Source organism: Cellvibrio mixtus subsp. mixtus J3-8, from assembly GCF_000766945.1.
GTDB classification, from domain to species: Bacteria; Pseudomonadota; Gammaproteobacteria; order Pseudomonadales; family Cellvibrionaceae; genus Cellvibrio; species Cellvibrio mixtus_A.
On the sequence record NZ_KN266207.1, the window covers coordinates 320393 to 343997 of the forward strand.

Consider the following 23605-nt stretch of genomic DNA (forward strand, 5'->3'; position numbering starts at 1 on the left):
ACGAACCTCTGGCCTTTGTTGTGCGGGCCGATTGAAATATTACATGGGCAGGCTTACGGTACTACGATAGTTTTCCAGCAAATTGGCTAATTTGGAAAATTGTGGACCCACTGACGATTTCACCATATAGCCTGCAATATTTTGGTGATAGGCGCGCGTGCGGTCTGAATCGGCGTCCGAGGTGGTCAAGATAAAAATAATGCTGTCGTGCAGTTCTTTATCGCTGCGAACCTCTTGCAGGAATTCAAAGCCATCCATGCGTGGCATATTCAAATCCAATAGAATCAAATAAGGTTTTTCAACACGGAGTTGATCATTTTGGTGGCGCAAAATTTCCAGCGCTTCCAAGCCATCGCGCGCGAGTGTAATTGGGAAATCCATTTCATGCTTACGCAAACTGCGTACTACAGATTCCGCTGCAACATCATCGTCATCTACAATTAAAATATTTACTTTATTGGATTTATTCATCGATATCTTTCCTCGCAAAGCGCGGCCACCACACATGGAAACTGCAGCCGGGATTATCGGTATTGCTAATTAATTCAATTTGCCCTCCGTGACTTTCGGTAAGGCGCTTGGCCAGTGCTAAGCCAATACCACTACCGCTAGATTCACCGCTCCCCAGTGTTTGGAATAAGCGAAAAACGCGTTCCTGTGCATTTTTGGGAATGCCGGGGCCGTTGTCTGTTACTTTAAACAGGGAATAGCTGCCACTTGCTTCAACGCTGATGGTAATGCGGGGATTTATGCCGTTGTGGTGTTTTAGCGCATTGCTAAATAAATTGCGCAATACGGTTTCCAGCGGGATTTTAGCAGCGGTAATTTCTTTAAGGTGCACCTCTTGTTGAATGGAAAAATTTGCCGGTATAGGGTGCATTTCAACAATTCCGTTAATCAATGCTTCTACGTCAATCACGGAAGATTCTTTGGCGCGTTTACCGGCGCGCGCATAAAGCAATAAATCTTCAATCAGCCGTTCCATACGTTCGATACGCAAGCGAATACGTTCGATATTTTTTTGGACCGCTTCAGGAGCATCGTCGCCGAGGTCTTCGTGAATCCACTCCACCAAATCGCTGATGCCGCGCAATGGTGATTTCAAATCGTGTGAGGCGACATAGGTAAATTCTTCCAGGTGTGCATTTGCTTGTTTCAGGTTTAATTCCAGGCGTTTGCGTTCTGAAATATCAGTAACCACGGCTAACGTTAAATTGCCGGTGTCACTGGCAACCTGGCTTAAACCGATTTCAATGGGAATTTCCGTCCCGCTTTTATGGCGCCCGGTTAAATCGCGCCCTAATCCCATGGGGCGCAAGCTGGGTTTCTGGATATAGCCCTCGCGTAATTTTTCGTGGCCTTCGCGATAGCGTTCAGGTAATAAAATATCCATGGAGTGCCCCAGCAACTCTTCTCTGGTGTAACCAAATAATTTCAATAGGCTGGGGTTTATCATTTGAATGATGCCGCCCTCATCGACCAATAACTGGCCGTAAGGGGAGGCTTCAATCACTTTGCTCAATCGCTCTTCCAGTTGTTTTCGGCGAGAAATATTAACGATAGTGGCAACAATAAATTGTTCACCATCGGCAAGGAGTGAGCGCAGGCCGATTTCAAGCGGGAACTCGGTATTGTCTTTACGCTTGCCATACAAATCTCGCCCTGCACCCATGTAGCGTGTAGAGGGTTGATCGATATAACTCTGGCGCAATTGCGCATGATTTCGGTTGTAGCGTTCGGGAAGCAGCAGATCGATGCTTTTTTCAAGCAGCTCTTCGCGGGAATAACCAAACAGGCGTTCGGCTTCGGCATTGATATAGCTAATGCGGCCATCCTGATGGGTCACGATAATACCGGCGGGTACTGCATCCAGTAACTCGCGTATGTAACCTGGTTGTTTGGGGATAGTACCCTGAGGTGGCATCCGTACGGCTCCCTTGGTTGCCTTTACTTAACCGCGCGTGGCGTTTCGCAAGGAGATTCCCCTTACACCGCGCAGTTACTGGCTTGAGTATAGGCAGTGGCTATTTGCCAGGCGACGTTGCCAGCGAAAAAGACAGGGGTTTTTCAGAGTTTTTGGTAATAAGAAAACGACGGGCTGATGCAATTAGTTGGGTTGAATACGGGCGAGGCAGGGAAGGCTGGCAAATGACGTATAAATAAAAAACGCCAGCATCATGCTGGCGTTTTCAACTCGAAGCTTTCAAAAATTAAGTCACGGCAATCAAGCCAGTACTTTCAATGCTGCATCGTAGTTGGGTTCATGGGCAACTTCGCTCACCAGCTCGGTGTGCAGCACTTTGCCTTCGGTATCCAGTACTACTACAGCGCGGGCACTCAAACCGGTGAGGGGGCCATCAACCAGTTTTACACCGAAATCAGACGCGAAAGCGGAGCGAAACGCTGATGCCGGTATTACTTTGTCCAAACCTTCCGCACCGCAGAAACGGGCCAGGGCAAAAGGCAGGTCTTGCGATGCGCAAATCACAACGGTGTTATCGAGCGCGCTGGCTTGGGCGTTAAATGTGCGTACCGATTGTGCACAAGTAGGAGTATCAACACTTGGGAAAATATTCAGCACAACGCGCTTGCCAACCAAATCACCAGAGGACACTTCGGAAAGGTCGGTTTTTACCAGTTTGAAAGCAGGTGCTTTGCTGCCAACTGCTGGCAGGTTTCCGTTGGTATTGAAAGGATTTCCTTTGAGGGTCACTGTTGCCATAAAAATACTCCTGAACCTTGTGAGTTGATTGTCGGTAAAAATAACTTTGTGAAGCCTAGATGATGGAGACGAAAAAAGGAATTGCAATGGACGCCATGGAGGAAAAAATCTTTTTAATAACAGGGAATTGGTCATGTTTTGACGAATTGCGGTGCGAATGTTTTCAATCGCTGTGGCGCAATTTATTACACCCCGAAATTCGCGATAATCTTTTTACAGGAAATCCCAACACAGGGAGCAAGAAATTGGGGGCAATAAATAAATTGTTGCCTTTATGGATCAACAATTGTTCAAAAAAAGTAAATGGTAAATTCTGCCTTGCAATGGCAGGGCAAAGTGTTGATAATGCGCGCCTCTTGCGGTAGCCGCCCGGTTATCGATGCAAGCACTATGGTGACCTGATCGGTCCCCTCGCAATGATGATCTGTAAACCCCGCCAGGCCCGGAAGGGAGCAACGGTAGCAGTAAGTTATGTGCCGGGGTGTGGCTGATTAGGTTGCCTCCTAACTGTTGTCTCCTGACTCCCTTCACTTTAAATCTGTTTTTCTTCCCTGAAATTAACGTTATTTGATTAATGGATTCTTTGCGCTTGGTGTCTATTTGCGCCTTGCGCCGCTATAATCGCCGCCTGATTTTCCATTCGTCTTTTTTGCAAGAGAGCAGCATCCGGCATGAGCTATCAAGTTCTGGCACGCAAGTGGCGTCCGCGGGTTTTCCGCGAAATGGTGGGGCAGGAGCATGTGCTCCAGGCCCTGATTAACGCCCTGGACCACAATCGCCTGCACCATGCTTATTTGTTTACCGGTACGCGCGGCGTGGGTAAAACCACCATCGCGCGTATTTTGGCGAAATGCCTCAACTGTGAAACCGGTGTAAGTTCCGAGCCTTGTGGCCAATGTTCAAGTTGTCGCGAAATTGCTGAAGGTCGGTTTGTTGATTTGATCGAGGTGGACGCTGCTTCGCGTACCAAAGTGGAAGATACGCGTGAGTTACTGGAAAACGTCCAGTACGCGCCAACTCGTGGCCGCTATAAGGTTTACCTCATCGACGAGGTCCATATGCTCTCCAACAGTAGCTTTAATGCACTGTTGAAAACCCTGGAAGAACCTCCACCCCATGTGAAATTTTTGCTGGCGACCACTGATCCGCAAAAACTACCGATGACCATCCTGTCGCGCTGCTTGCAGTTCAACCTGAAAAATATGAACCCTGAGCGAATCGTCCAGCATTTGAAGTTTGTGCTGGAGCAGGAATTGGTACCCTACGAAGAATCTGCCCTTTGGCATTTGGGCCGCGCTGCCGATGGCAGTATGCGCGATGCGATGAGCCTTACTGACCAGGCGATTGCCTATGGTTCCGGCAAGATTACCGAATCTGAAGTCAGTGCCATGTTGGGGACTATCGACCAGACCGCCGTTTACGATGTAGTGACTGCGTTGGCGAGTTACGATGGCCGCGCAGTTCTTGCGGCGGTGGAGCGTATGTCGGAGCAAGCACCGGATTACGCCAGCGCGCTGGCAGAAATGCTGGCAGTGTTGCATCGCATTGCTATCGCCCAGGCATTGCCGGAAGCGGTTGATAACAGCCATGGTGATCGCGAGCGTATCCTGCAGTTATCGCAACAAATGCCAGCGGAGGATGTGCAACTCTTTTATCAAACTGCGTTGTTAGGCCGTCGCGATTTGCCCCTGGCACCGGATCCTCGCGCCGGCTTTGAGATGGTGCTGTTACGTATGCTGGCGTTCAAACCGCAGGGCGTAATAGAGATGCCGACCCAGGCATTGCCGCAATCCAATACGCCGATAAAACCGGTCGCGCCGACAGCGCCAGCTAACATTCCTGCAAACCCTGTTGTATCCAATCCGGTTGTTGCCCATGTTGCCTCGCAAATCCCGCCTGTACCACAGGTATCGGCGCCACAGGTACAAGAACATCAAGCCGCACAGCCGACTCCTGTTGCCCAGGCTCCGGCGCCGGTAATTAATCAAGCGAGTGCTCCTGTTGCGCCGGCAAGCACCCCTCTGTCTGCACCGCAACCTGTAGCGCCTGCAGCGATGCCTGAACCACCACCGTTTGATGGCCCTTATGACAATGTTCCTGACGATGAATATGCGGAATATGCACAAGCTCCCGCGTATTACGAAGCACCAACTGTTGCAGGTCAGGATTCTGTATCGGTTGGACATGGAGTAAACGAGCCAAAAAAGTCTGAGGCGGCGCAGCCGCCTGCCGCGGCCATATTAGACTCTGTATTTAACTCCCCGGCTGTTGCTGCTGCGGTTGAAACCGTTGTTCCCGTACCCAAACCGATAACGCCTGAACCTGTACGCGCAAAACCCTTGCGCAAGGTTCCTTATGAGCAAGCAGGGCCGCAGGATTGGACGGAAATTTATTTGGGCCTGGGAGTTACCGGCATTTTGCAAAGCACTGTTGCCAATTGCCAGTTGACTGGCCGGCAAGGCAATACGTTCCAATTTGTATTGGATGAAAACAACAGCACGTTATTTGATGTGAGCCATGAAAAACGTTTGGCTGATTTGCTCACGGATTATTTCACTGAAGCCATTCGTGTCAGTATCCAGTTGGGCAAAATTACTGCAGAAACGCCGGCAATGATGGCGATTCGTTTGCGCGAAGAACGGCAATTGCAAGCGATTGATGCAATCAAGAATGATCCAATTGTGCAACAGTTGATCGCACAATTCGGCGCGACTTTACGTGAAGATACCATTCAACCGGTCAATTAAAATTTTGATCAATTTATTTTAATTTTATTTTTGGAAAGAGGGCGCTATGAAAGGTCTTGGCGATTTAATGAAACAGGCCCAGCAAATGCAGGCCAATATGCAAAAGATGCAGGAAGACCTGGCCAAAGCTGAAGTGAAAGGTGAGGCGGGTGCTGGTTTGGTTTCCGTGGTGATGACTGGTCGCCACGATGTAAAACGAGTAAGCATCGACGACAGTTTGTTAAGTGAAGATAAAGAAATGCTGGAAGATTTGCTCGCTGCTGCGGTGAATGATGCGGTACGCAAGATCGAACAGCAAAATCGTGACCAAATGGCAAAAATGACTGCAGGCATGGGAATTCCGCCTGATTTCAAAATGCCATTTTAAGGTTTGATAAAACCAGTTTATTACCACTAAAAATTAATTTATCACCATTAGAAAGTAGCCTTCATGTTTAGTCCGCTTATTGATGAACTTATGGCATCACTGCGCTGCCTGCCTGGCGTTGGCCCTAAATCTGCCCAACGTATGGCGTTGCATTTATTGGAACGCGACCGCGCAGGCGCGGAGCGCCTTGCTATGAGTTTGCAAAAAGCTGTCGCCGGTGTTGGCCGTTGCGAACGCTGCCGCACGCTCACCGAACAAAAATTTTGTGGTATTTGCGCCAACAATCGTCGCGATAACAGTTTGTTGTGTGTAGTGGAAACGCCGGGTGATGTACTGGCGATTGAGCAAGCGGGTACTTACCAGGGTAAATATTTTGTGTTGCTCGGCCATCTGTCGCCTATTGATGGCATAGGCCCGGAAGATATTGGTGTCGATCAATTAATAAAATTATTGCAGCATGATCCCGGGCATCCCGAAGATCGAATTCGTGAAGTTATTCTTGCGACTAACCCTACAGTGGAAGGTGAAGCTACGGCGTATTACATCAGTGAGCGCGCCAAAAATTTAAATGTCACTGTATCGCGTATTGCCCACGGTGTTCCGCTTGGTGGTGAGTTGGAATTTATTGACGGCGGTACACTCGCGCACGCGTTTTCATCGCGCCGCAGTTTATAAATTCCATAAATACCTGTTGTGTAGATAATTGCCTAATGTTAATTCCTACTGAACCAATCTGGATTGATCAGGATGATCAATTAGCTGCGCTTTGCGCTACCTGGCGCCAACAAGCGGCTATTGCTGTGGACACGGAGTTTATGCGCAGCGAAACGTTTTATCCGATTGCTGGCTTGCTGCAAATCGGCGATGGCAAAGGGTGCTATCTAATTGATCCCCTGGCGATTACCAACAACGAATCACTACGGGAATTAATGCTTGATCCGGCAGTAACCAAAGTATTGCATTCCTGTTCGGAAGATTTGGAAGTGTTCCAACGCTGGTTAGGCGTTGTACCTGCGCCATTGTTTGATACGCAAATTGCTGCTGCATTTGCTGGTTTGGGTTTCAGCCTCGGATATTCATCGCTGGTAAAAAACCTGCTGACTATCGAAATTCCCAAAGATGAAACCCGCTCTGATTGGTTGCAGCGGCCATTAAGCCTTGCTCAATTGAAATATGCAGCACTGGATGTGGCCCATATGCTTGTTGTGTATGGAAAGTTGTTGCAATTGTTGAAAGCCAATAACCGCCTGGAGTGGGTAAAAAGCGATTGCGCTGATTTGGTCTCGAATGCGCGCAAGCCGGAAGAATTTTCTGACGCTTACCAGAAAGTAGGTTTTGCGTGGAAATTGCGCCCGCAAGAGTTATCGATTCTGCGCGATTTATGCATCTGGCGCGAATGTGAAGCGCGCGCGCGCGACATCCCGCGTAATCGCCTAATCAAAGAGCCATCGCTGTGGGAAATTGCGCGCAAAAAAGTACAGGATCTTGCCCATTTACAAAAAGTGCCGGATGTTCCGTCGCGCACGATTAAAAATGATGGCGAAACGATTTTGCAGATTGTGAGCACGGCATTGGATCGCGATGAATCCTCCTGGCCTGCTCGGCTTGATCCTCCGCTGGCGCAGAGTGAGGGGCCATTGATGAAAAATCTGAAAAATTTTGTCCGTGAGTTCGCTGAGCAACAACAAATTCCCGCCGAAATATTGATTCGCAAAAAAGATTACGAATTTATTGTGCGTTCGGGAATGAACGGCGGTGAATACCAATTGCCAGTGCGTTTGCAAGGCTGGCGTTTCGGTTTGATCGGCGAAGGATTATTGCGCATCGCAGCACAAAGCCAGTTTGTATCCTAATCTGTGTATTAACCTGAACCTGACTGTTTAATCGCCTGTTATCTACGAAAGCCAGCTACTTATGAAAATTATTTGTGAAATTTATCGCAGCCCAAAAGAAGAAGGAATGTACCTCTACGTAAAAAAGGAGGAAGGCCTGAGCCGGGTTCCGGAAGATTTATTGGCGCTTTTTGGAAAACCGCAACAAGCGATGGTGTTGTTATTAACACCTGGGAAAAAACTCGCTAATGCCAGTGTAGAAAAAGTGGCAGAGAGTTTGGAAGAAAAAGGTTTTTATTTGCAGATGCCACCGCGCGCTGAACGCGATGCTGATGCAGAGCGCATTCGTGCGCTTAACTCCAAGTTATCCGGTCATTAATCAATATGGCACAACAAGTATTCTGGTTAGCAAAAACGCTGGAACAGATGTCGCCAGAGGAATTTGAATCCCTGTGCGATGGTTGCGGTAAATGCTGCCTGCACAAATTGGAAGATGAAGATACCGGCGATGTGTATTACACCAAAGTGGCTTGCCGTTATCTGGACCATGACACTTGCCGCTGCCAGGAATACACTAATCGCCAGCAGTTAGTAGAAGCTTGTGCAGTGCTTACGCCGGAATCGGTTGGCGATACCTACTGGTTACCGGAAACCTGTGCCTATCGCCTGGTTGCTGAAGGTATTCCCTTATTTGATTGGCATCCACTGGTGTCTGGTGATCCGGGCTCCATTCACAGTGCCGGTGTGTCGGTACGTGGTCGGGTGCTTCATGAAGCGTCGGTAAATCCCGATGACCTTGAAGATTATGTAATTCGTTGGGTGAATTGATGTTTATTGAAATAAATGCCTGGAGGTACTGCTAATGGAAAATATCACTGAATACCAATATGCATGGGCGCTCTACCTGGCTGGTGCCCTGGGTTGTTCATTGGCTGCCTGGCTATTGTTCTGTCGGCTGGGACGAGCTATCACGCATTTTATGGTAATCACCGTAATGGTACTGCTCTTTACCCCATATGCGATTGACCAGGAAAAAATGACCATGGCCCCGGGGATTTATACCCTGGTGTTTGGTTTTTTTGAAGGTGGATTTATTGCGATCAAACCACTGCTGAAAGTAATGCTGGGGATTTGGGCGATCGCACAGGTTTTATCATTGATCTATCAGATACTCACGCGTAACCGCCGCCCGGCGCAGGAAGAATACCGTCCGTTCCAGCAAAATACCTATCATGATGATGAAGACGATTACGGTTACAATCCGTCGCGGAATGATCGTAATTCCGGCCGCGGTTTATCGCGCGATGAACGTATTGCGCGCGATGAACTCCTCCACGGCGAACCTATTCGCGCTATTCGCTAGCAAATTACAATTCATTGCCAACTAGCCTTGCCAAAGCCAGTATTTTGCTGGCTTTTTTGTTTCTCTTCACTTGCCGCCGTGTTTGATTATCTGCCGGGATAGTAATCAACCAACTAATTCCAACTACGGTTTTTTACAAATTCCATTCCTGTCAAAAATGGCGAATTGGCTGCTTGCTGCTATAACTAATGGCAATAACATTCACAATAAGCCGGTTTTGCCTGCTTTTTGCACGCGCCGATTTACCGACAGGAAACCTCATGCGCCAGCTGTGTTTATTTTTACTTTCTGTTGCGCTGTTCATGAATGGCCCTTTATGGGCTGATGAGATCGCAAAACCATTACCGGCTGATGTGCGGGTATTGATTGATATCTCGGGAAGTATGAAAAAAACCGATCCGCAAAACCTGCGTAAACCTGCTGTGGATTTAATCGTGCGTTTACTGCCGGATAACAGCAAAGCCGGTATTTGGACATTTGGCCAATCCGTTAATATGCTGGTTCCCCATCGTGTGGTTGACAAGGCGTGGCGCGCTGAAGGTTCGCAAAAAGCCCATACGATTAATTCCGTCGCCATGTTCACTAATATTGGTGGTGCATTGGAAAAAGCCGCTGAAGATTATGCAGCACCGTCCAACGATTATCGGCGCAATATTATTTTGCTGACGGATGGTGTGGTGGATATCAGTAAGGAAGCCGTCGTAAATCTCAATGAGCGCAAACGCGTGCTCACCGAATTATTACCGCGTTTAAAAGCTTCGGACTACCGTATTCATACCATTGCGCTTTCCGGTGATTCGGATCAGGAGTTGATGAAAAAACTCTCCATCGCCACCGATGGTATTTCAGAAGTTGCTGAGACAGCTGACGAATTGATGAGCACTTTTTTGCGAATTTTCGATCAGGCTGTTCCCGCCGAGCGGGTTCCGCTGGATGAAAATGGTTTTCTGGTAGACAGCAGCATCCAGGAATTTACCGCCCTGATTTTTCGCCGTGCTGAAGTGCCGGCCACAATAATTGTTGCACCGGATGGCAAAGAGTTTAGTGATACTGACCCCAAAAATAATGTGAATTGGTATCGTACCGACAAATACGATTTGATTACGGTTCAGCATCCCCCGGCGGGACAATGGAAAGTTAAAACCGATATGGCTCCCGGCAGCCGTGTGACGGTGGTGAGCAATTTGCAACTGACGGTACAGCCAATGAAAAGCAATATTAAGTCCAATCAATCGTTGGATTTAACCTATGCCTTCCAGGAAAACGGCAAAACCATCCTTAATAAAGACTTCCTCAATCTCCTGACTGGCGAGGTATTAATTTCCGGTGGCGGTACTGCGGAAGTGAAATCCACTCCATTAACCATGGGAGCGCCTGCTGATGGTAATTTCCATCAACAACTCGAGGGATTTAGTGGGCAGGGCGCGTTCGATGTAAAAATTCTGATTGATGGTAAAACCTTCAAGCGGGAATTTATCCATCACCTGAATATTTCTGATTCCGCATTCAAGCTGGAAAAAACAGTGGATGAATCATCTGGTAAAAAAGTATACGGCTATAAATTAACGGCTGACCTGGAAGCGGTTGATGTTAGTGCAACGACGGTTAAAGCCATTATTAAAAATTCCAAAGCCAATAACCTTGAACGCGATCTGAATACGATTGGCAATGAGCGCTGGGAGTTTTCGTTTACTCCGGTCCAAACTGCACATTACGACATCAGTTTGAATGTCACGGGTAAACAAATCGATGGCAGTCCATTAACGGAAACGATTCAGGCTGACAGTTTTGATTTCCCGGATGAGGCCAGCGTCTTGGCGGCAGAACATCCGGCAAGCGAAGCCTCGTCATCCGCTGCATCCAGTGAAGCTGCTCCTGCGGCGGAAGAACATGCACCTGAAGCAGAAACTAAACCGGAAGAAAGTTCCAATGTGTGGCTCTACATAGGTATCGGCATTGGTAACCTGTTAGTCCTTGTATTGGGGTATTTTATTTATCGTTTAATCATCGGCGGAAAAAATAAGGACGATAACGATGAGATTGAGAAAACACTCAAAACTGATGTAAGCAGTTTGCAAAAAAATAACGCACCAACAGAAAAAACGGTGATTGATGTTTCTGATGAAGCGAATATGGGCACTATTCCCATGAGCGATAACAGCCCCGTTGGTAACAATGGGGAACCTGAAGTGAAAATGCCGGATGATTTGATGGCCGATAATCTTTTTCCATTGGATAATATGGAAGAACCCGGCGATAAAGATAAAAACTGATGTCTGTTTGTGAAGCAAACCTGCCCCTGAATAATTCTCCATTTTTATTTCAATTAATAGATCCAGCGCGCCTGGCGCTGGTGGATCGTTTTTATCGCAGCCATGGCTATAAAGTAAAGTGTGCAGCGAGTGAGCGCGTGTTTGCGCTTGCTGATTCAACCGGTGACTTTATTGCCGCCGCCCGTTTGGTGCCCCAGGCATCCGGACATTATTGGTTGCGAAATCTGCTGGTAAGCCCACAGTGGCGGGGACGGGGGTTGGCGAGTGGTTTGATGATGGACTGTAAACCTCATCTTGCACCCTTGGGTTGTTATTGTTTTGCATTACCACATCTCACGGAGTTTTATCGCCGCCTCGGTTTTGACATTAATCCGGTGCATTGTCCCGCTGATATTTTAGCCAACTATCAGAAATACCGGTCGCGGGGACGTGACTGGGTGTTGATGGGTTATAAGCAGGACTGAAATATTTTTTAAATTTGGTGCATAGGCAAAACCAAATAGCGAGTAAGGTTGTCTCTACTCTATAGTTATACCATCACATCTGGTTACTTCACTATAGTTTGTTTAAATTACCCATTCAGCTAAGGAGTTTTTATGAATATTGATATCGGAATTTCCCAAGCGCATCGCGAGGAAATCGCCCATGGTTTATCCCGGTTGTTGGCCGATACTTACACCCTTTACCTGAAAACCCATAACTTCCATTGGAATGTTACTGGACCCATGTTTCAAACTTTGCATCTGATGTTTGAAACCCAATACACCGAACTGGCATTGGCGGTAGACCTGGTGGCTGAGCGTATCCGTTCATTGGGCTTTCCAGCGCCGGGAACTTACAAACAATACGCAACATTAAGCAGCATCAAAGAGGAAGAGGGTATTCCTAAAGCGCAAGAAATGATCAAGTTGTTAGTCGAAGGCCAGGAAGCTGTTGTACGAACAGCCCGTTCCTTGTTCCCGGCAGTTGAGGCTGCGCAAGATGAAGCTACTGCAGATTTGTTAACCCAGCGTATTCAATTGCATGAAAAAACAGCATGGATGTTGCGCAGCTTGCTCGAATAATTGTATTTAAATTATTGAACGCAAAATCAACAAAACCCGGCAATGCCGGGTTTTTTATTGCTCGAAATCTGCGCGTACAAATGTGGGAAGTTTCCCAGAACTCGCGACATGCACAAAAAAATTAATCGGTTTTGTATCCCACTTTTTTAAATGTGATTTTTCAAATCGTTGATTGATAAGGTTTTTTATCCATCCTATTAAAGTGCATTCTCTCGAACTTCCCACCTTGATCAACTGATGTCTATTCGGACGCCTCCATTAGCCGAACACGTGAATATTGCGTAGGGATTAATAACAAAACCTTCGTTTTAATCCCTGATAAGCAAGACCAGTGAGAGGTAAGTAACTGGCTCGGGAGTCTCCATCGGCGGCCCCCACACTACAGCGAGTTACGATAACAATAACGGTTCGAGGATTAAGTTCATGCAAAACCCAATGACATTTAAGAAAAAAATAATTGCTACAACAGTTGCATCGGTTATGGCAGCTGGTTTGAGCAGTATCGCTTTTGCACAGGATGACAGTGCAGTTGATGAAGTTATAGTTACCGGTATTAAAGGCAGCTTGCAGCGTGCGATGGATATCAAACGCGATGCAACCGGTGTGGTTGACGCAATTTCTGCGGAAGACATTGGCAAGATGCCCGACTCCAACCTTGCAGAATCCCTGCAACGTATCCCGGGTGTATCGATTGACCGTGTAAACGGTGAAGGTAGTAAAGTGACTGTTCGTGGCTTGGGCAGTGGTTACAACCTGGTGACGTTGAACAGCCGTCAAATGCCCGCATCTTCTTTTGGTACCAGCCGTTCATTCGACTTTGCGAACCTGGCTTCTGAAGGTATCGCCGGGGTTGAAGTTTTCAAAAGTGGTCGTGCCGATGTGCAGTCCGGGGGGATGGGGGCATTAATCAACATTCAGACTCCTCGCCCCCTTAATAGTCCCGGCTTGAAAGCCGTTGTGTCCGCAAAAGCAGTTAGCGATCGATCCTCTGTAGTTGAAGAAGGTATAACCCCGGAAATTTCCGGTTTGTTCAGCAATACCTTCGCCGATGACAAGATTGGCGTTTCCCTGACAGGTAGTTATCAAGACCGTAACAGCGGCAACCGCCAATCCCAGGTGAGTGGTTGGTTTACTCATGCGGCTGATAAGCCGATAGGTGACTGGGACGATTTACCATCCGGTTATAAAGATGTACCGGTAAATAGAAGCCGTTCGCTTCCATCCGAGATTATGTACCGCGTTAATGAAGTAAATCGCAAGCGTACAAATGCCCAGTTGACCGTCCAGTACCAACCAGTAGACAGATTAACCGTAACCGCTGATTACCTTTACGTTAACCAGGAGCGTGAAGAAAACAACTTTGGTACCGGCCTTTGGTTTACCCGCCCTAACGATGGCTCGATGGAAATTGAGTGGAGTGATACCAATCCTGCTTATCCGCTTTCATACACCGAAGTCGCAAGGGCTAAGGAACTTAACTACGTTATTAACCATAACCAGGCTAAATCAGACCTTAAATCAGCTGGTGTGAATGTTAAGTGGGATGCTACCGATAATCTGGTGGTGGAGTTTGATGCGCACAACTCAGACTCTTACTCTGGTCCGAATGGTAAGTGGGGTGGTAATAACCAGTTCCACTTCGGCATTATCGATGACTATAAAGTCAATGTTGATTTCACCAAGAAATATCCGCTGATGCATTTTGAGTATGCTGATGGCCGTGATGATGTAGTACCTGATGTTTCCCGTATGCAACTGACCAACAATATCTTCCGCGTACAAGATCAGGACTCTGCTGTTGATGAGTACCAATTAAAAGGTACCTATACCTTTGACGACAGCTTTATCGACAACATTAAAGCAGGTGCGGGCACTAACGAAATCACCAACAAATATTACTTCCTGGGGCTTCAAGAGCAAAACCAGGGTACCTGGGGTGGTGTGCAGGGTAAAAATGGTATTGGTGATATTCCGCAGTACTATTGGATTGTTGACAGGCTAACCAACTACTTTGATAACAGTGACTTCAATAGTCCTTACTTCCAAAACACTATTGTCCGCGCTAACTGGGATGAACTGTTGGATGTCAGTGCAAGGCTCTATGGCTCCGATACCGGTCCTTGCCCGAAAGCCTATTGCACTACGCGAGACAACACCAAAGCAAATGACGGGTTGGATGACGATCTGACAATTGAGACCACCGATTTTGCTTACGTGCAGTTTGGTTTCAAGCCGGAGATCGCGGGTATGCCGGCTAACCTGGCGGTAGGTGTGCGTTATGAAACCACTGACGTTGAATCATCCCAATATGTAGCTGCTTACCTGCCGTTAGCGCGTTGGAATGGTGGCAACGAATATGCGTTGACGGCCAATGGTAATGAATACGGCACTTCTAAGGGTAGCTATTCAAAAACCTTACCGAACCTCGATTTTGATATTTCCTTGACGGATGATATTAAAGCTCGTGCGTCTGTCAGCAAGACCATCGCGCGCGCGGACTTTGCTGATTTGAGAGGGGGTTACAAGTGGAATGCTGCACCGCGCAGCAGCGAGATCACTGCCTCATCGGGTAACCCAAGCCTGCTGCCAATGGAATCAACCAACTTTGATATATCAGCAGAGTGGTACTACGCCGATTCCAGTTATGTATCGCTGGGTTACTTCAAAAAAGACGTTGCTGATTTCATCGGTGGTTCTGCTCCGCAAGAAGGCTCAACAGCGGATCTGCCGGGTGGTATATCAGAGCCTTTCCGCACTCCATACATGGGAGAGCGTTGGAAGGCGGCTGTTGCAGCTGGTAATACCACGAATCCAGACATCGCTGCTTATATTCGTGCCAACTATCCTGAGACTGTAGATCCGGTTACTGGCCATATTTGGGCATTGCCAACAGATCCAATTCTAAACTACGAAAGTACACAGCCGATTAACAACAAAGATGCATCCATCGATGGTATTGAAATTGCGTGGCAGCATACTTTTGGTGAGTCAGGTTTCGGCTTCCAGGCGAATGCTACCGTAGTGGATTCTGATACCGAGTTTGACAATGCTTCCACTGGATCACAGTTTGCTGTTTATGGCTTGAGTGACTCGGCAAACTTTATCGGTTTCTACGATAAAAATGGCCTGCAAGCCCGTCTGGCGTATAACTGGCGTGATGACTTCCTGAATAGTTACGCGGGCTATACCGAAGCCTACGGTCAATTGGATGCCAGCGTAAGCTACGACATCACTGACAACCTGACTGTGTCTATGGAAGCATTGAACCTCACTGATGAAGACACACGTACTTATGTGCGCGATACCGGTATGACATCCAGCTATACAGAAACCGGTGCTCGTTACAACGTCGGTGTTCGTTACAGCTTCTAATGTTATTTAGGTGTTGTTATCGATTGTTGCATTAATGTTGTACTGCAACCAAAAAAAGCCGCTGGGAACAGCGGCTTTTTCGATGGTTTGCGCTAGCCTTATCCTGTTCATATCGGTTACTGATAAAAATTACTGTATCGGCGTAGGTGAGGGCATTGGCTAACCATGTGTGCAACTTTGCAAACGATGGACCTGTCTGCAACCGAATTTTTCTGTGAATCTATCGTGAATTGATTGAAAAAATAAACAACGGATTACAAAAATATAAAATCCAGCGATGAAAATAACAATGCTGAAGAGTTCCGTTCCTGGAGATGCTATGCCTAATTTTGCTTTATTGAATAATGTTGACCATAAAAATCTGCGTGTAATTCGTGATTACTCATCGCAATACGGTGATGATGAAATGTCCGTGGTGACTTTTCCGCAGGAGTTTCGTGCAATCCAAAATGAATACCCTATTTTTTTTAAGAAAAATCCTGAAACAGGGCGATTCATCCCTGTTGCGGTAACAGGATTGCGTCCAAATGAAAATTTGTTTTTATCAGAAAAAGGATGGGACGCGCACTACATTCCCGCATCGGTAAAAAGACGGCCTTTCCTGATTGGTATACAGCCACCAAAACCAGATGATATCTCTGGTCAGCCCAGTAAGATGGTATATGTTGATATGGATAGCCCTCGCATTAGCGAAAGCCAGGGCGATGCCGTATTTTTGCCGCATGGAGGCCACACACCTTATCTGGAATCAATCGTGGATTTGCTCGACTATATCCAATATGGTACAGAACTAAACCAGCAGTTTGCGGATGCATTATTAGCACATGAATTACTGGAGACTGTTTCGCTTGAAATTACATTGAAAAATGATGAGCGTATTAACCTTACCGGGTTTTACACAATCAATGAAGATAAATTAAAGGTATTGCCTGCAGCTGCGGCGGTTGAACTACATAGCAAAGAATTTTTAGAGTGTATCTACATGGTATTAGCTTCTCATTCCAATATGGTCAAATTAATTGCCCGTATTGAAGCAAAAATGCTAAGCCAATAACCTTTGCTCATAATATTGCCGTGGCAACAAAAATCATTAAGTTGTTTTTATGATTAACATTGATAAAAAAGTAAAAGTTGTCCATGGCTGCACACCGGATCAAATTCCTGATGACGTGTTGTTGTCGAATGAGCCATTAATTTTAAAGGGGCTCGCGTCTTCCTGGCCCATTGTGAAAGCTGGCTTTTCCTCGCATGAGGAGGTCGAAAAATATTTGCTGCAATATTATAAAGGGCAGGAGGTCGCTGCTTTCCTGGGGAAGCCGGAAAATAATGGTCGTATTTTTTACGATGAGAGCATGACCGGTTTTAATTACGATAAAGTCAGTACCAAACTGGATTTTGCGTTAAAACAATTGCTATTGAATGCCAATAATCCACAACCACCCTCCATCTATATTGGCTCCACCTCGGTGGATGACTATTTGCCTGGTTTTCGTGCTGATAATGATTTGGCATTGGGGCAGCATAATCCCATGGTCAGTATTTGGATATCCAACAAATGCCGCATCGCTGCGCATTGGGATAGCCCTTTGAATATTGCGTGTTCAGTGGTTGGTCACCGGCGTTTTACGTTGTTTCCTTTTGATCAAATGGAAAACCTTTACGTAGGCCCGTTAGATAAAACTCCCGCAGGTCAAGCAATTAGCCTTGTTGATTTTTACAATCCCGACTTTAAAAAATATCCGAAATTTAAAGAAGCGCTGCAGCATGCCCGGATTGCTGATCTTGAACCGGGTGATGGAATATTTATTCCCAGCATGTGGTGGCACCATGTAGAAAGCTTGAGTTCACTTAACATATTAGTGAACTACTGGTTTAAGTGGTCACCTTTATTTTTTGGAAAACCAGTGAATGCACTGTTTGATGCAGTCTTATCGATCCGCGATTTGCCGCCCGAGCAGCGTGCTGCCTGGAAGATAATTTTTGATCATTATATTTTCGATTATCAAAAAGAAAACTTCGCGTACATTCCAGAACAAGCCCAGGGTGCCATTGGCGAATTGACCGATGACAACGCCCGTAAAATTAGGGCGCGTTTGTTGAATCAGTTGAACAGGTAGGCTAATTGCTAAACGAACATTAAATAATAAACATCATTTGATTTTTATAGTAATGGAAGCGATTGGATATGATTGCTCTTATTATTTTAGATAAATAAAACTATTCAACGTCAATCGCCCCACGATCGGGTTGGGGCGGAACTGCAGGTTTTCAGGTATTGATGCAGAGTGCAATACATCACTCGGATACACAATTAAACGATTGAAGTTGGCTTCATAGCGACCAGTTTCTTCATAGTATTGATTAGAGCCGTTGATATATTTTTTGTGCCAGCTTGTATCCAGTGCTTCTTTATCCAGATGTTCCCCGTAAACATCCATTCGCTCTGGCGACAGTTGTTCAAAGCCTGTAGCGCTATGTCGATAAAATGATGTGCCACCTTTGTCTGGCGTACATAGATAATGCACACACGCCAGCTGTTCTTTGCGAATTGTATCAACGTGAGGACGGGATTGCGGTAATGCCAGGCGAGCGGGTGGTGTTAAGACCAGGGAATAGGTGGAGACAGAATAATGTATATTTTCCAGTTTAAGGTTAAACGCCTTGCAAATTATATTAGCTAAATAAACTTGCAATGCCTGACTGTAAAAATCCGGTACGTTGGATTGTATTCCTGGATAAAAATTAGTTCCATCCCGAAAATCGCCAAACTTCATTGCATATTCCAGGAGCGTTTCTGCATCCTGTAAAAAATTATCAATTACCAACACTGGCGTTTTTTCGTTTCCAACAATATCTACACGATAGCGAAAATCAGGGTGAAGTGATGGTATAAAATTGTTGATTGACATCTCGGTATTGCCCTAACGGTGATTCCATATTATTGCTTATTAAAAGGATGAGTTCCATCTCTAAAAAAATCCCCGCTGAAAAACAGGCGGGGATTTTTATTGTAAACTTTTATGTAAAAAGTTTGTTTATTGCCGCAACGGCAATATCAACTGCTCACATTCCTGCACAGTAAGGTTCTTACCGCATACCGGAATTTGGTTTTGCGGCGATGCATCAGCCTTGGTGGTAATTAATGGATTGCCAAGAATATGGTTTACCGTATTCAGGTTATAACCATTGTCTTGTTCTGCCATCCAGAAGAATATTCCCGCAAGGCCTTTTGATTTTGCATATTTGGTTTTCAATGCAACAGTGCGTGGTGTTTCGATACTAATAAAGGATCCAATGCCTTCATGAACCAAATAATCGGCATTGGCAATTTTATCGGTATAGAGCGTATAGCCATTGCGTGGCTTTAATTCCCGGTCCAAAAAGTTTTGGTAGAGATCATAGCCTTCAATAACACCGGCTTCCCATGAGCCCACACCGGCAATTCCCAAAATTAATTGTGCTCCGGCCCAATTGCTGTTACCTGCTGTTGTGGAACCTGCGAGCCCATTTGTGTATTCGCGAATATCGCCAGGAACTGTCGCTTTTGCACGATGGTAATTCGCCGCACCAATCATTAATTTATTTGCAGGTACACCAACCCCCAATAAATAATTGAGTGTCCAATCTGCTGAGGTCCCTGCGGATGAGCCTGTTGCGCTGGAATTTATATAAAGTGGAGTGTGGTGGGAAATTTCACGCTCCCACGCACCGGTAAGGTCATAAGTCATTACGTATAAGCGATCCAGATACGGATGCACATTACCCCAATTGATTTTTTCCAGGCGACCAAGCCCCGCCGGAATTGCTGATGACAGGCGATATTTTTTGCCGGTCTTTGCCGTGAGCCAATCCAGGCCAGCACGTAATTCCTGAACGAGTGCAGCGTAATTAGCCGCGTCGTTAGGACCTGATGCGCCGGGGACTGAACCATCGGTTGCCGGATACTCCCAATCGATATCTACACCGTCAAAGTCAAAACGTTCGAGGAAATGCACAATCGAATCGACAAACGCTTTACGACGCGCCGTGTTTCCTGCCATCCAATAAAAACCTTCAGAAAGCGTCCAGCCACCAACCGATAAATCCAGTTTTAATTGCGGGTTTTGTTGGCGCAATTGATAAAGTACGCCAAAAACGCCACCGACTTTTGTACGGTCCAACGAATACTGGCTTTCTGTTCCCACTACACCTTTGGGCGCGACCCCAACGTTGCGTACAAACGCCGCTTCAAAATCAGCGAGCGCCATTGCACCATCGGGTAATTTGCTTTGCGCGCAATTACGTAATACGGCAGCAGGTGCTGTAGTGGGGAAGCCACCATCTTGTACATTACTGGCTCCGGGATAACAAATACCGGCAAAACCATAAACGATACGATGCACATTGGATGCTGCTAGTTTAGTGAAATCAAATTTGCGACCATAAATTGCCCAGTCGCCCATGTAAGTAACAATTTCCGTTCCGCTGGTTACTTGATAAGTATTGTGTTGTAGCGCGATGCTTCCCGGAACCAATTTTGAAACACGTGCGCCATTATCACCGTCGAGCCCTGTATGTTCTCCACCATTATCGGTAGCCACATTAATTGCGCCTTGTTGGCCACTCAACGTCGACGCTGTATTGGAAATTCGCGCAGCTGCTATTGTTCCGGTTGGATTTACGACTGCTGTATGTGGATTTCCCGCAACGGGTTGTGCCGTACCGTAATTAATGGTGTTGGAAATAGGGACCGGGCATTTATTCACATCCGGATAACCAACAGGTGCAGACCATTGGCCTGGGTATGCCGTGTTGCCCGGTTGGATCGAATGCGTGTCGACGAGTGCGCGATACACCGCACCCTGATATGCAACGAGAGAGCCCGCGGTATAAATTTTTCCACTCACAAATTCTTCTGCACAGTAACCCGTATTTGGCAGGCTGCTTGTGGTGCTGCTGGAATTATTTGAGCCATTACATGCGCTAGCTGTGGTTGCTGTCCATGCCGAAAGGTGGGCCCAACCTACGCCGGGTTCATACGCAGGATTGCCACTGGAACACCAGCCGGGTATTGCACAGGCATAAAATCCGCCAGCATTTCTCACTACGGCACCTGCCGTATAACTGGTTCCCGCCGCATACAAAGGGCAGCTGCCCGTGGTCACACTGGATTGGCTCGAACTGCTCAAGCTGCTTGATCGTAAACTTGTTGATGACGTGCGGCTCGAAATTGAATTACTGGAGAATGATGAGCTGGAGCGCGGTGTACTTGATAACGACGTGATTGAGCTTCCGTTGCTGGACGTTGCGGTATCGCAACTCCCCAGGTCAGCCCACGCATTTGCCCATGCCCATCCTGTGCCGGGAGCATAAGGGCCACCGACTGAACACCAACCGCCAACGGTACAGCGATAAGCGTTGTTCTGGTTTTTTACAATGTTACCTGTTGCATAATTACCTTGTGCGTACTGTGCAAGGCTGCTGCAATCGTAGGCATAAAGAGCGTTGGTAAAAAAAAATAAAGTGCAGAGTAAAAATAACTTTGTTTTGACCATTTTTGTATCCTCATTATTAATTATGTTTTGAAACTCGGATAACAGCTTGCATCACAGCAAGTCAAACAGGCAGGCACTTGTGGTTGATGAGGAAAAGTGCCAATGACAAAGATTCAAGCGTCAGGAATTGCAAAAATTACCGCGCGTCCCAGCGCACCTCTCTGACTGCTTAATAAAGGAGAGCTTCACCTCTTCAGTTGTGAAGACAACAGACAACGTTGTCCATCGAAGTTATTATTTTGGTGATGGGTTGTCAATGGAAAAAGAGGCTGAGTAATAAATAGTGAAGGGAGTGGCGCATAAACCAAAAATTTTTGCTAGCCTGGTCTGGATTGTAACGATGTATCTATCGTGGCTGTTTTTCCCTATGTTGTGCCATCTTTATAAGACCAGAGCCACTACTTTCAAAAAACGCGATCAATCCATATCAAATCATTCTTGTATTAAATTGAAAAAGTTAGCACGCAGTACCGTTTTAAATACATCGGGAGCGACTTCCATCTCCAAACCACGGCGACCGGCGCTAACGTAAATACTGGAATGATTTTCTGCGGTGCAATCGATAAATGTTTTTAGTGATTTTTTTTGTCCAAACGGGCTAACTCCACCCAGGACGTATCCAGTGATTCGCTCCACGGCCTGCTTGTCTGCCATAACCGCTTTTTTCGCTCCAGCTGCTTTTGCAATTTGCTTCATGCTTAATAGCGCAGAAACAGGAATAATTCCTACAGCAAATTCTTTGCCGTCCAGCATTACTACCAGGGTTTTGAATACTCGATCTGGGACTACAGCGAGTTTTTCAGCCGCTTCAAGTCCATAGGATTCAGAAGCGGGGTCATGATGGTATTCATGGATACTAAACCCGACTTTGGATTTTTCCAGGGCTTTAATTGCAGGTGTCATAGAACGGAATTCGAGGTTTCAGGTGTGTCAGATTTTACCCGAAGTGCCCCCGAATGTGTTGTCGTTAGCAGCAGCCATTTGTGAACTAACTGTTTTGCGACTAACCGTTACAGCGTTGTAATGCTGATCGCAGTTTATTATTCGAGCTCTTTCATCAATACAATCAGCTGTGCAATTCGCGCATTGGAAAGTTGGCGGTAATCCGGGTAGGGGGCCACTATTAATCGGTGTTTTTTGTTAATTGCGAAGTGTGAATCCAGCCATATTAACGGAGGTAAATTTAATGTGGCTGCATAGGTTTTTCCAGCGATGATATGAATGCTTTGTGTTTCACTATCCAATTCCGGTTTGCTGAATAATAAGGCTTCTTGTGATTGTGCGCGGAATAATTTTTCATCGCGGTATTCTTGCCAGCTTGCAGATAGGTCCTTTCTGTTTTTTTCATGGTGCCAATCAAATAACAACTTGGCATAGACATTAAATGCTTTACGCCAATGGTTGCTGGTATTTTTAACAATATGATCGATTTCACCAGCAGCTAATCCGCGCAAGCTGTCCATTGACGGGTAACTATCAATGGGTGGGCGATTTGCAATATAGAATTTTATGTTGCTGTTGGCAGCGCCGAGGCCTGTAGGGTTGGGTTTTGTCGTCAACGGAAAAGCTCATTTAGCTATTGGGATTGTTGGATTGCTACGGTTGTTGGATTGCGCAACCCCGGTTGGTGAAGCTGCGCGGTATTGTTTTAGCAAATTTATAGAGGGGCGAAAGCATAATCTTTCATTTCGTTAATTTCAAACGAGATGATATTGCCTTGCGGATCAAGCGTGTATTTTCTAACTTCATCAACAGCGGTTTTTGAAAGGCCTATCGTTTGGGTTGTAATTATGAATTTCAAATTGTCATTCCCTGCATTTTCTGCACTCCAGCTTCCTTCACCAAGGATAACATTATTATCACAACTAAATGCCGGTGTTGAACCTCTATCGCCTGCTTTGACCCTGGCAGGTAAATGGCTGGGAGAAGTTGAACTGCAGTTAATGATGGTTATTCCTTTTAATGAAGCAGATTCGTCAATTTTTTTACTAAAAGAAAGTAAATTTCCCGTTGCAGTTTCGATATCGGCGGTTACTGTCCACAGCTCAATTGGCGTCAATGCGCTGGTGCCAAAACGAGTTGCCGTGTGTTTGAAATAGGTTTCCTGGGGAGTTACCAGAACCCCGTTCACTACTGCCTCAGGTCCATTTTTTATGGATAGCTGTGCGTAATCAATCGAGGGATTTTGATTTTGCGAGGGTGTATTTAGTTCTACAGAATAAATAGTGCCTGTTTTAAGCGTAGTAATTTTCTCCAGGCTATAACTTAAATTATTTACACTGCTACTGCTACTGCTACTGCTACTGCTACTGCTACTGCTACTGCTACTGC

General features: G+C 46.3%; 21 protein-coding genes, 1 other RNA gene and 1 pseudogene. 15 read left to right on the forward strand and 8 right to left on the reverse strand.

The annotated features are described in order from the left end of the window. Nucleotides 1-39: 39 nt before the first annotated feature. The 3 genes from A596_RS06370 to tpx all read right to left on the reverse strand — a co-directional run bounded on the left by A596_RS06370 (nt 40) and on the right by tpx (nt 2722). Nucleotides 40-471: a response regulator gene (locus A596_RS06370; RefSeq protein WP_039913309.1), complete on the reverse strand. Its 432-nt coding sequence runs from the start codon at nt 469-471 to the stop codon at nt 40-42. Further along, the gene (locus A596_RS06375; RefSeq protein WP_052417299.1) at nt 464-1924 is read right to left on the reverse strand and encodes a sensor histidine kinase; all 1461 of its coding nucleotides are present in this window, start codon (nt 1922-1924) and stop codon (nt 464-466) included. Before A596_RS06375 ends, A596_RS06370 begins: the two co-directional genes overlap by 8 nt. 300 nt (nt 1925-2224) lie before the next feature. Next, a complete protein-coding gene (tpx, locus tag A596_RS06380) occupies nt 2225-2722 on the reverse strand; it encodes a thiol peroxidase (protein ID WP_039913310.1) in 498 nt (165 codons plus the stop codon). 59 nt (nt 2723-2781) lie between these two features. Between tpx and A596_RS06385 the strand changes: the two genes are divergently transcribed. From A596_RS06385 to A596_RS06450, 15 genes and pseudogenes are all read left to right on the forward strand, one after another. Next, nucleotides 2782-3087, forward strand: coding sequence for a hypothetical protein (locus A596_RS06385; RefSeq protein WP_152600119.1), 306 nt, complete (start codon nt 2782-2784; stop codon nt 3085-3087). A gap of 35 nt (nt 3088-3122) precedes the next feature. Further along, nucleotides 3123-3218: signal recognition particle sRNA small type (ffs, locus tag A596_RS22620), an RNA gene on the forward strand. Between the two features lie 175 nt (nt 3219-3393). Further along, nucleotides 3394-5469 carry a DNA polymerase III subunit gamma/tau gene (gene dnaX, locus A596_RS06390; protein WP_039913312.1) on the forward strand — a complete coding sequence of 692 codons (2076 nt, stop codon included), beginning with the start codon at nt 3394-3396 and terminating at the stop codon, nt 5467-5469. Nucleotides 5470-5509: 40 nt separating this feature from the next. Next, nucleotides 5510-5836: pseudogene (locus tag A596_RS06395) on the forward strand (YbaB/EbfC family nucleoid-associated protein); the annotation flags it as partial. 63 nt (nt 5837-5899) lie between these two features. After that, nucleotides 5900-6511 carry a recombination mediator RecR gene (gene recR / locus A596_RS06400; RefSeq protein WP_039913314.1) on the forward strand — a complete coding sequence of 204 codons (612 nt, stop codon included), beginning with the start codon at nt 5900-5902 and terminating at the stop codon, nt 6509-6511. A 35-nt stretch (nt 6512-6546) separates the two neighbouring features. Next, nucleotides 6547-7689, forward strand: coding sequence for a ribonuclease D (gene rnd / locus A596_RS06405; protein WP_039913315.1), 1143 nt, complete (start codon nt 6547-6549; stop codon nt 7687-7689). Nucleotides 7690-7750: 61 nt separating this feature from the next. Then, nucleotides 7751-8047: a YcgL domain-containing protein gene (locus A596_RS06410; RefSeq protein ID WP_039913316.1), complete on the forward strand. Its 297-nt coding sequence runs from the start codon at nt 7751-7753 to the stop codon at nt 8045-8047. Between the two features lie 5 nt (nt 8048-8052). Continuing rightward, entirely contained in the window at nt 8053-8496 is a 444-nt protein-coding gene (locus tag A596_RS06415; protein WP_039913317.1) for a YcgN family cysteine cluster protein, read from the forward strand. Between the two features lie 34 nt (nt 8497-8530). Continuing rightward, entirely contained in the window at nt 8531-9031 is a 501-nt protein-coding gene (locus A596_RS06420; protein WP_039913319.1) for a hypothetical protein, read from the forward strand. Between the two features lie 260 nt (nt 9032-9291). After that, a complete protein-coding gene (locus A596_RS06425; protein WP_039913320.1) occupies nt 9292-11304 on the forward strand; it encodes a VWA domain-containing protein in 2013 nt (670 codons plus the stop codon). Continuing rightward, nucleotides 11304-11768, forward strand: coding sequence for a GNAT family N-acetyltransferase (locus tag A596_RS06430; RefSeq protein WP_039913322.1), 465 nt, complete (start codon nt 11304-11306; stop codon nt 11766-11768). Before A596_RS06425 ends, A596_RS06430 begins: the two co-directional genes overlap by 1 nt. A 132-nt stretch (nt 11769-11900) precedes the next feature. Beyond that, nucleotides 11901-12368, forward strand: coding sequence for a Dps family protein (locus A596_RS06435; protein ID WP_039913323.1), 468 nt, complete (start codon nt 11901-11903; stop codon nt 12366-12368). A gap of 423 nt (nt 12369-12791) precedes the next feature. Continuing rightward, nucleotides 12792-15740 (forward strand): TonB-dependent receptor, encoded by a 2949-nt coding sequence (locus A596_RS06440; protein WP_052417301.1) that lies wholly within the window; start codon nt 12792-12794, stop codon nt 15738-15740. Between the two features lie 319 nt (nt 15741-16059). After that, nucleotides 16060-16794: a SapC family protein gene (locus tag A596_RS06445; protein WP_039913324.1), complete on the forward strand. Its 735-nt coding sequence runs from the start codon at nt 16060-16062 to the stop codon at nt 16792-16794. Between the two features lie 49 nt (nt 16795-16843). Continuing rightward, nucleotides 16844-17857, forward strand: coding sequence for a cupin-like domain-containing protein (locus A596_RS06450; RefSeq protein ID WP_039913325.1), 1014 nt, complete (start codon nt 16844-16846; stop codon nt 17855-17857). 81 nt (nt 17858-17938) lie between these two features. Here A596_RS06450 and A596_RS21990 read toward each other — a convergent pair whose 3' ends face one another. From A596_RS21990 to A596_RS06475, 5 genes are all read right to left on the reverse strand, one after another. Next, nucleotides 17939-18649: a DUF6445 family protein gene (locus A596_RS21990; RefSeq protein ID WP_052417302.1), complete on the reverse strand. Its 711-nt coding sequence runs from the start codon at nt 18647-18649 to the stop codon at nt 17939-17941. A gap of 126 nt (nt 18650-18775) precedes the next feature. After that, complete coding sequence (locus A596_RS06460) at nt 18776-21274, reverse strand: glycosyl hydrolase family 18 protein (protein ID WP_052417303.1); 2499 nt, start codon at nt 21272-21274, stop codon at nt 18776-18778. Nucleotides 21275-21706: 432 nt separating this feature from the next. Beyond that, a complete protein-coding gene (gene ybaK / locus A596_RS06465; protein ID WP_039913326.1) occupies nt 21707-22177 on the reverse strand; it encodes a Cys-tRNA(Pro) deacylase in 471 nt (156 codons plus the stop codon). A 137-nt stretch (nt 22178-22314) separates the two neighbouring features. Next, entirely contained in the window at nt 22315-22833 is a 519-nt protein-coding gene (locus A596_RS06470) for a DUF6942 family protein (protein ID WP_039913327.1), read from the reverse strand. Nucleotides 22834-22931: 98 nt separating this feature from the next. Continuing rightward, nucleotides 22932-23605, reverse strand: a 674-nt coding sequence (locus tag A596_RS06475) for a hypothetical protein (protein ID WP_039913329.1), incomplete at its 5' end; no start/stop codon positions are given.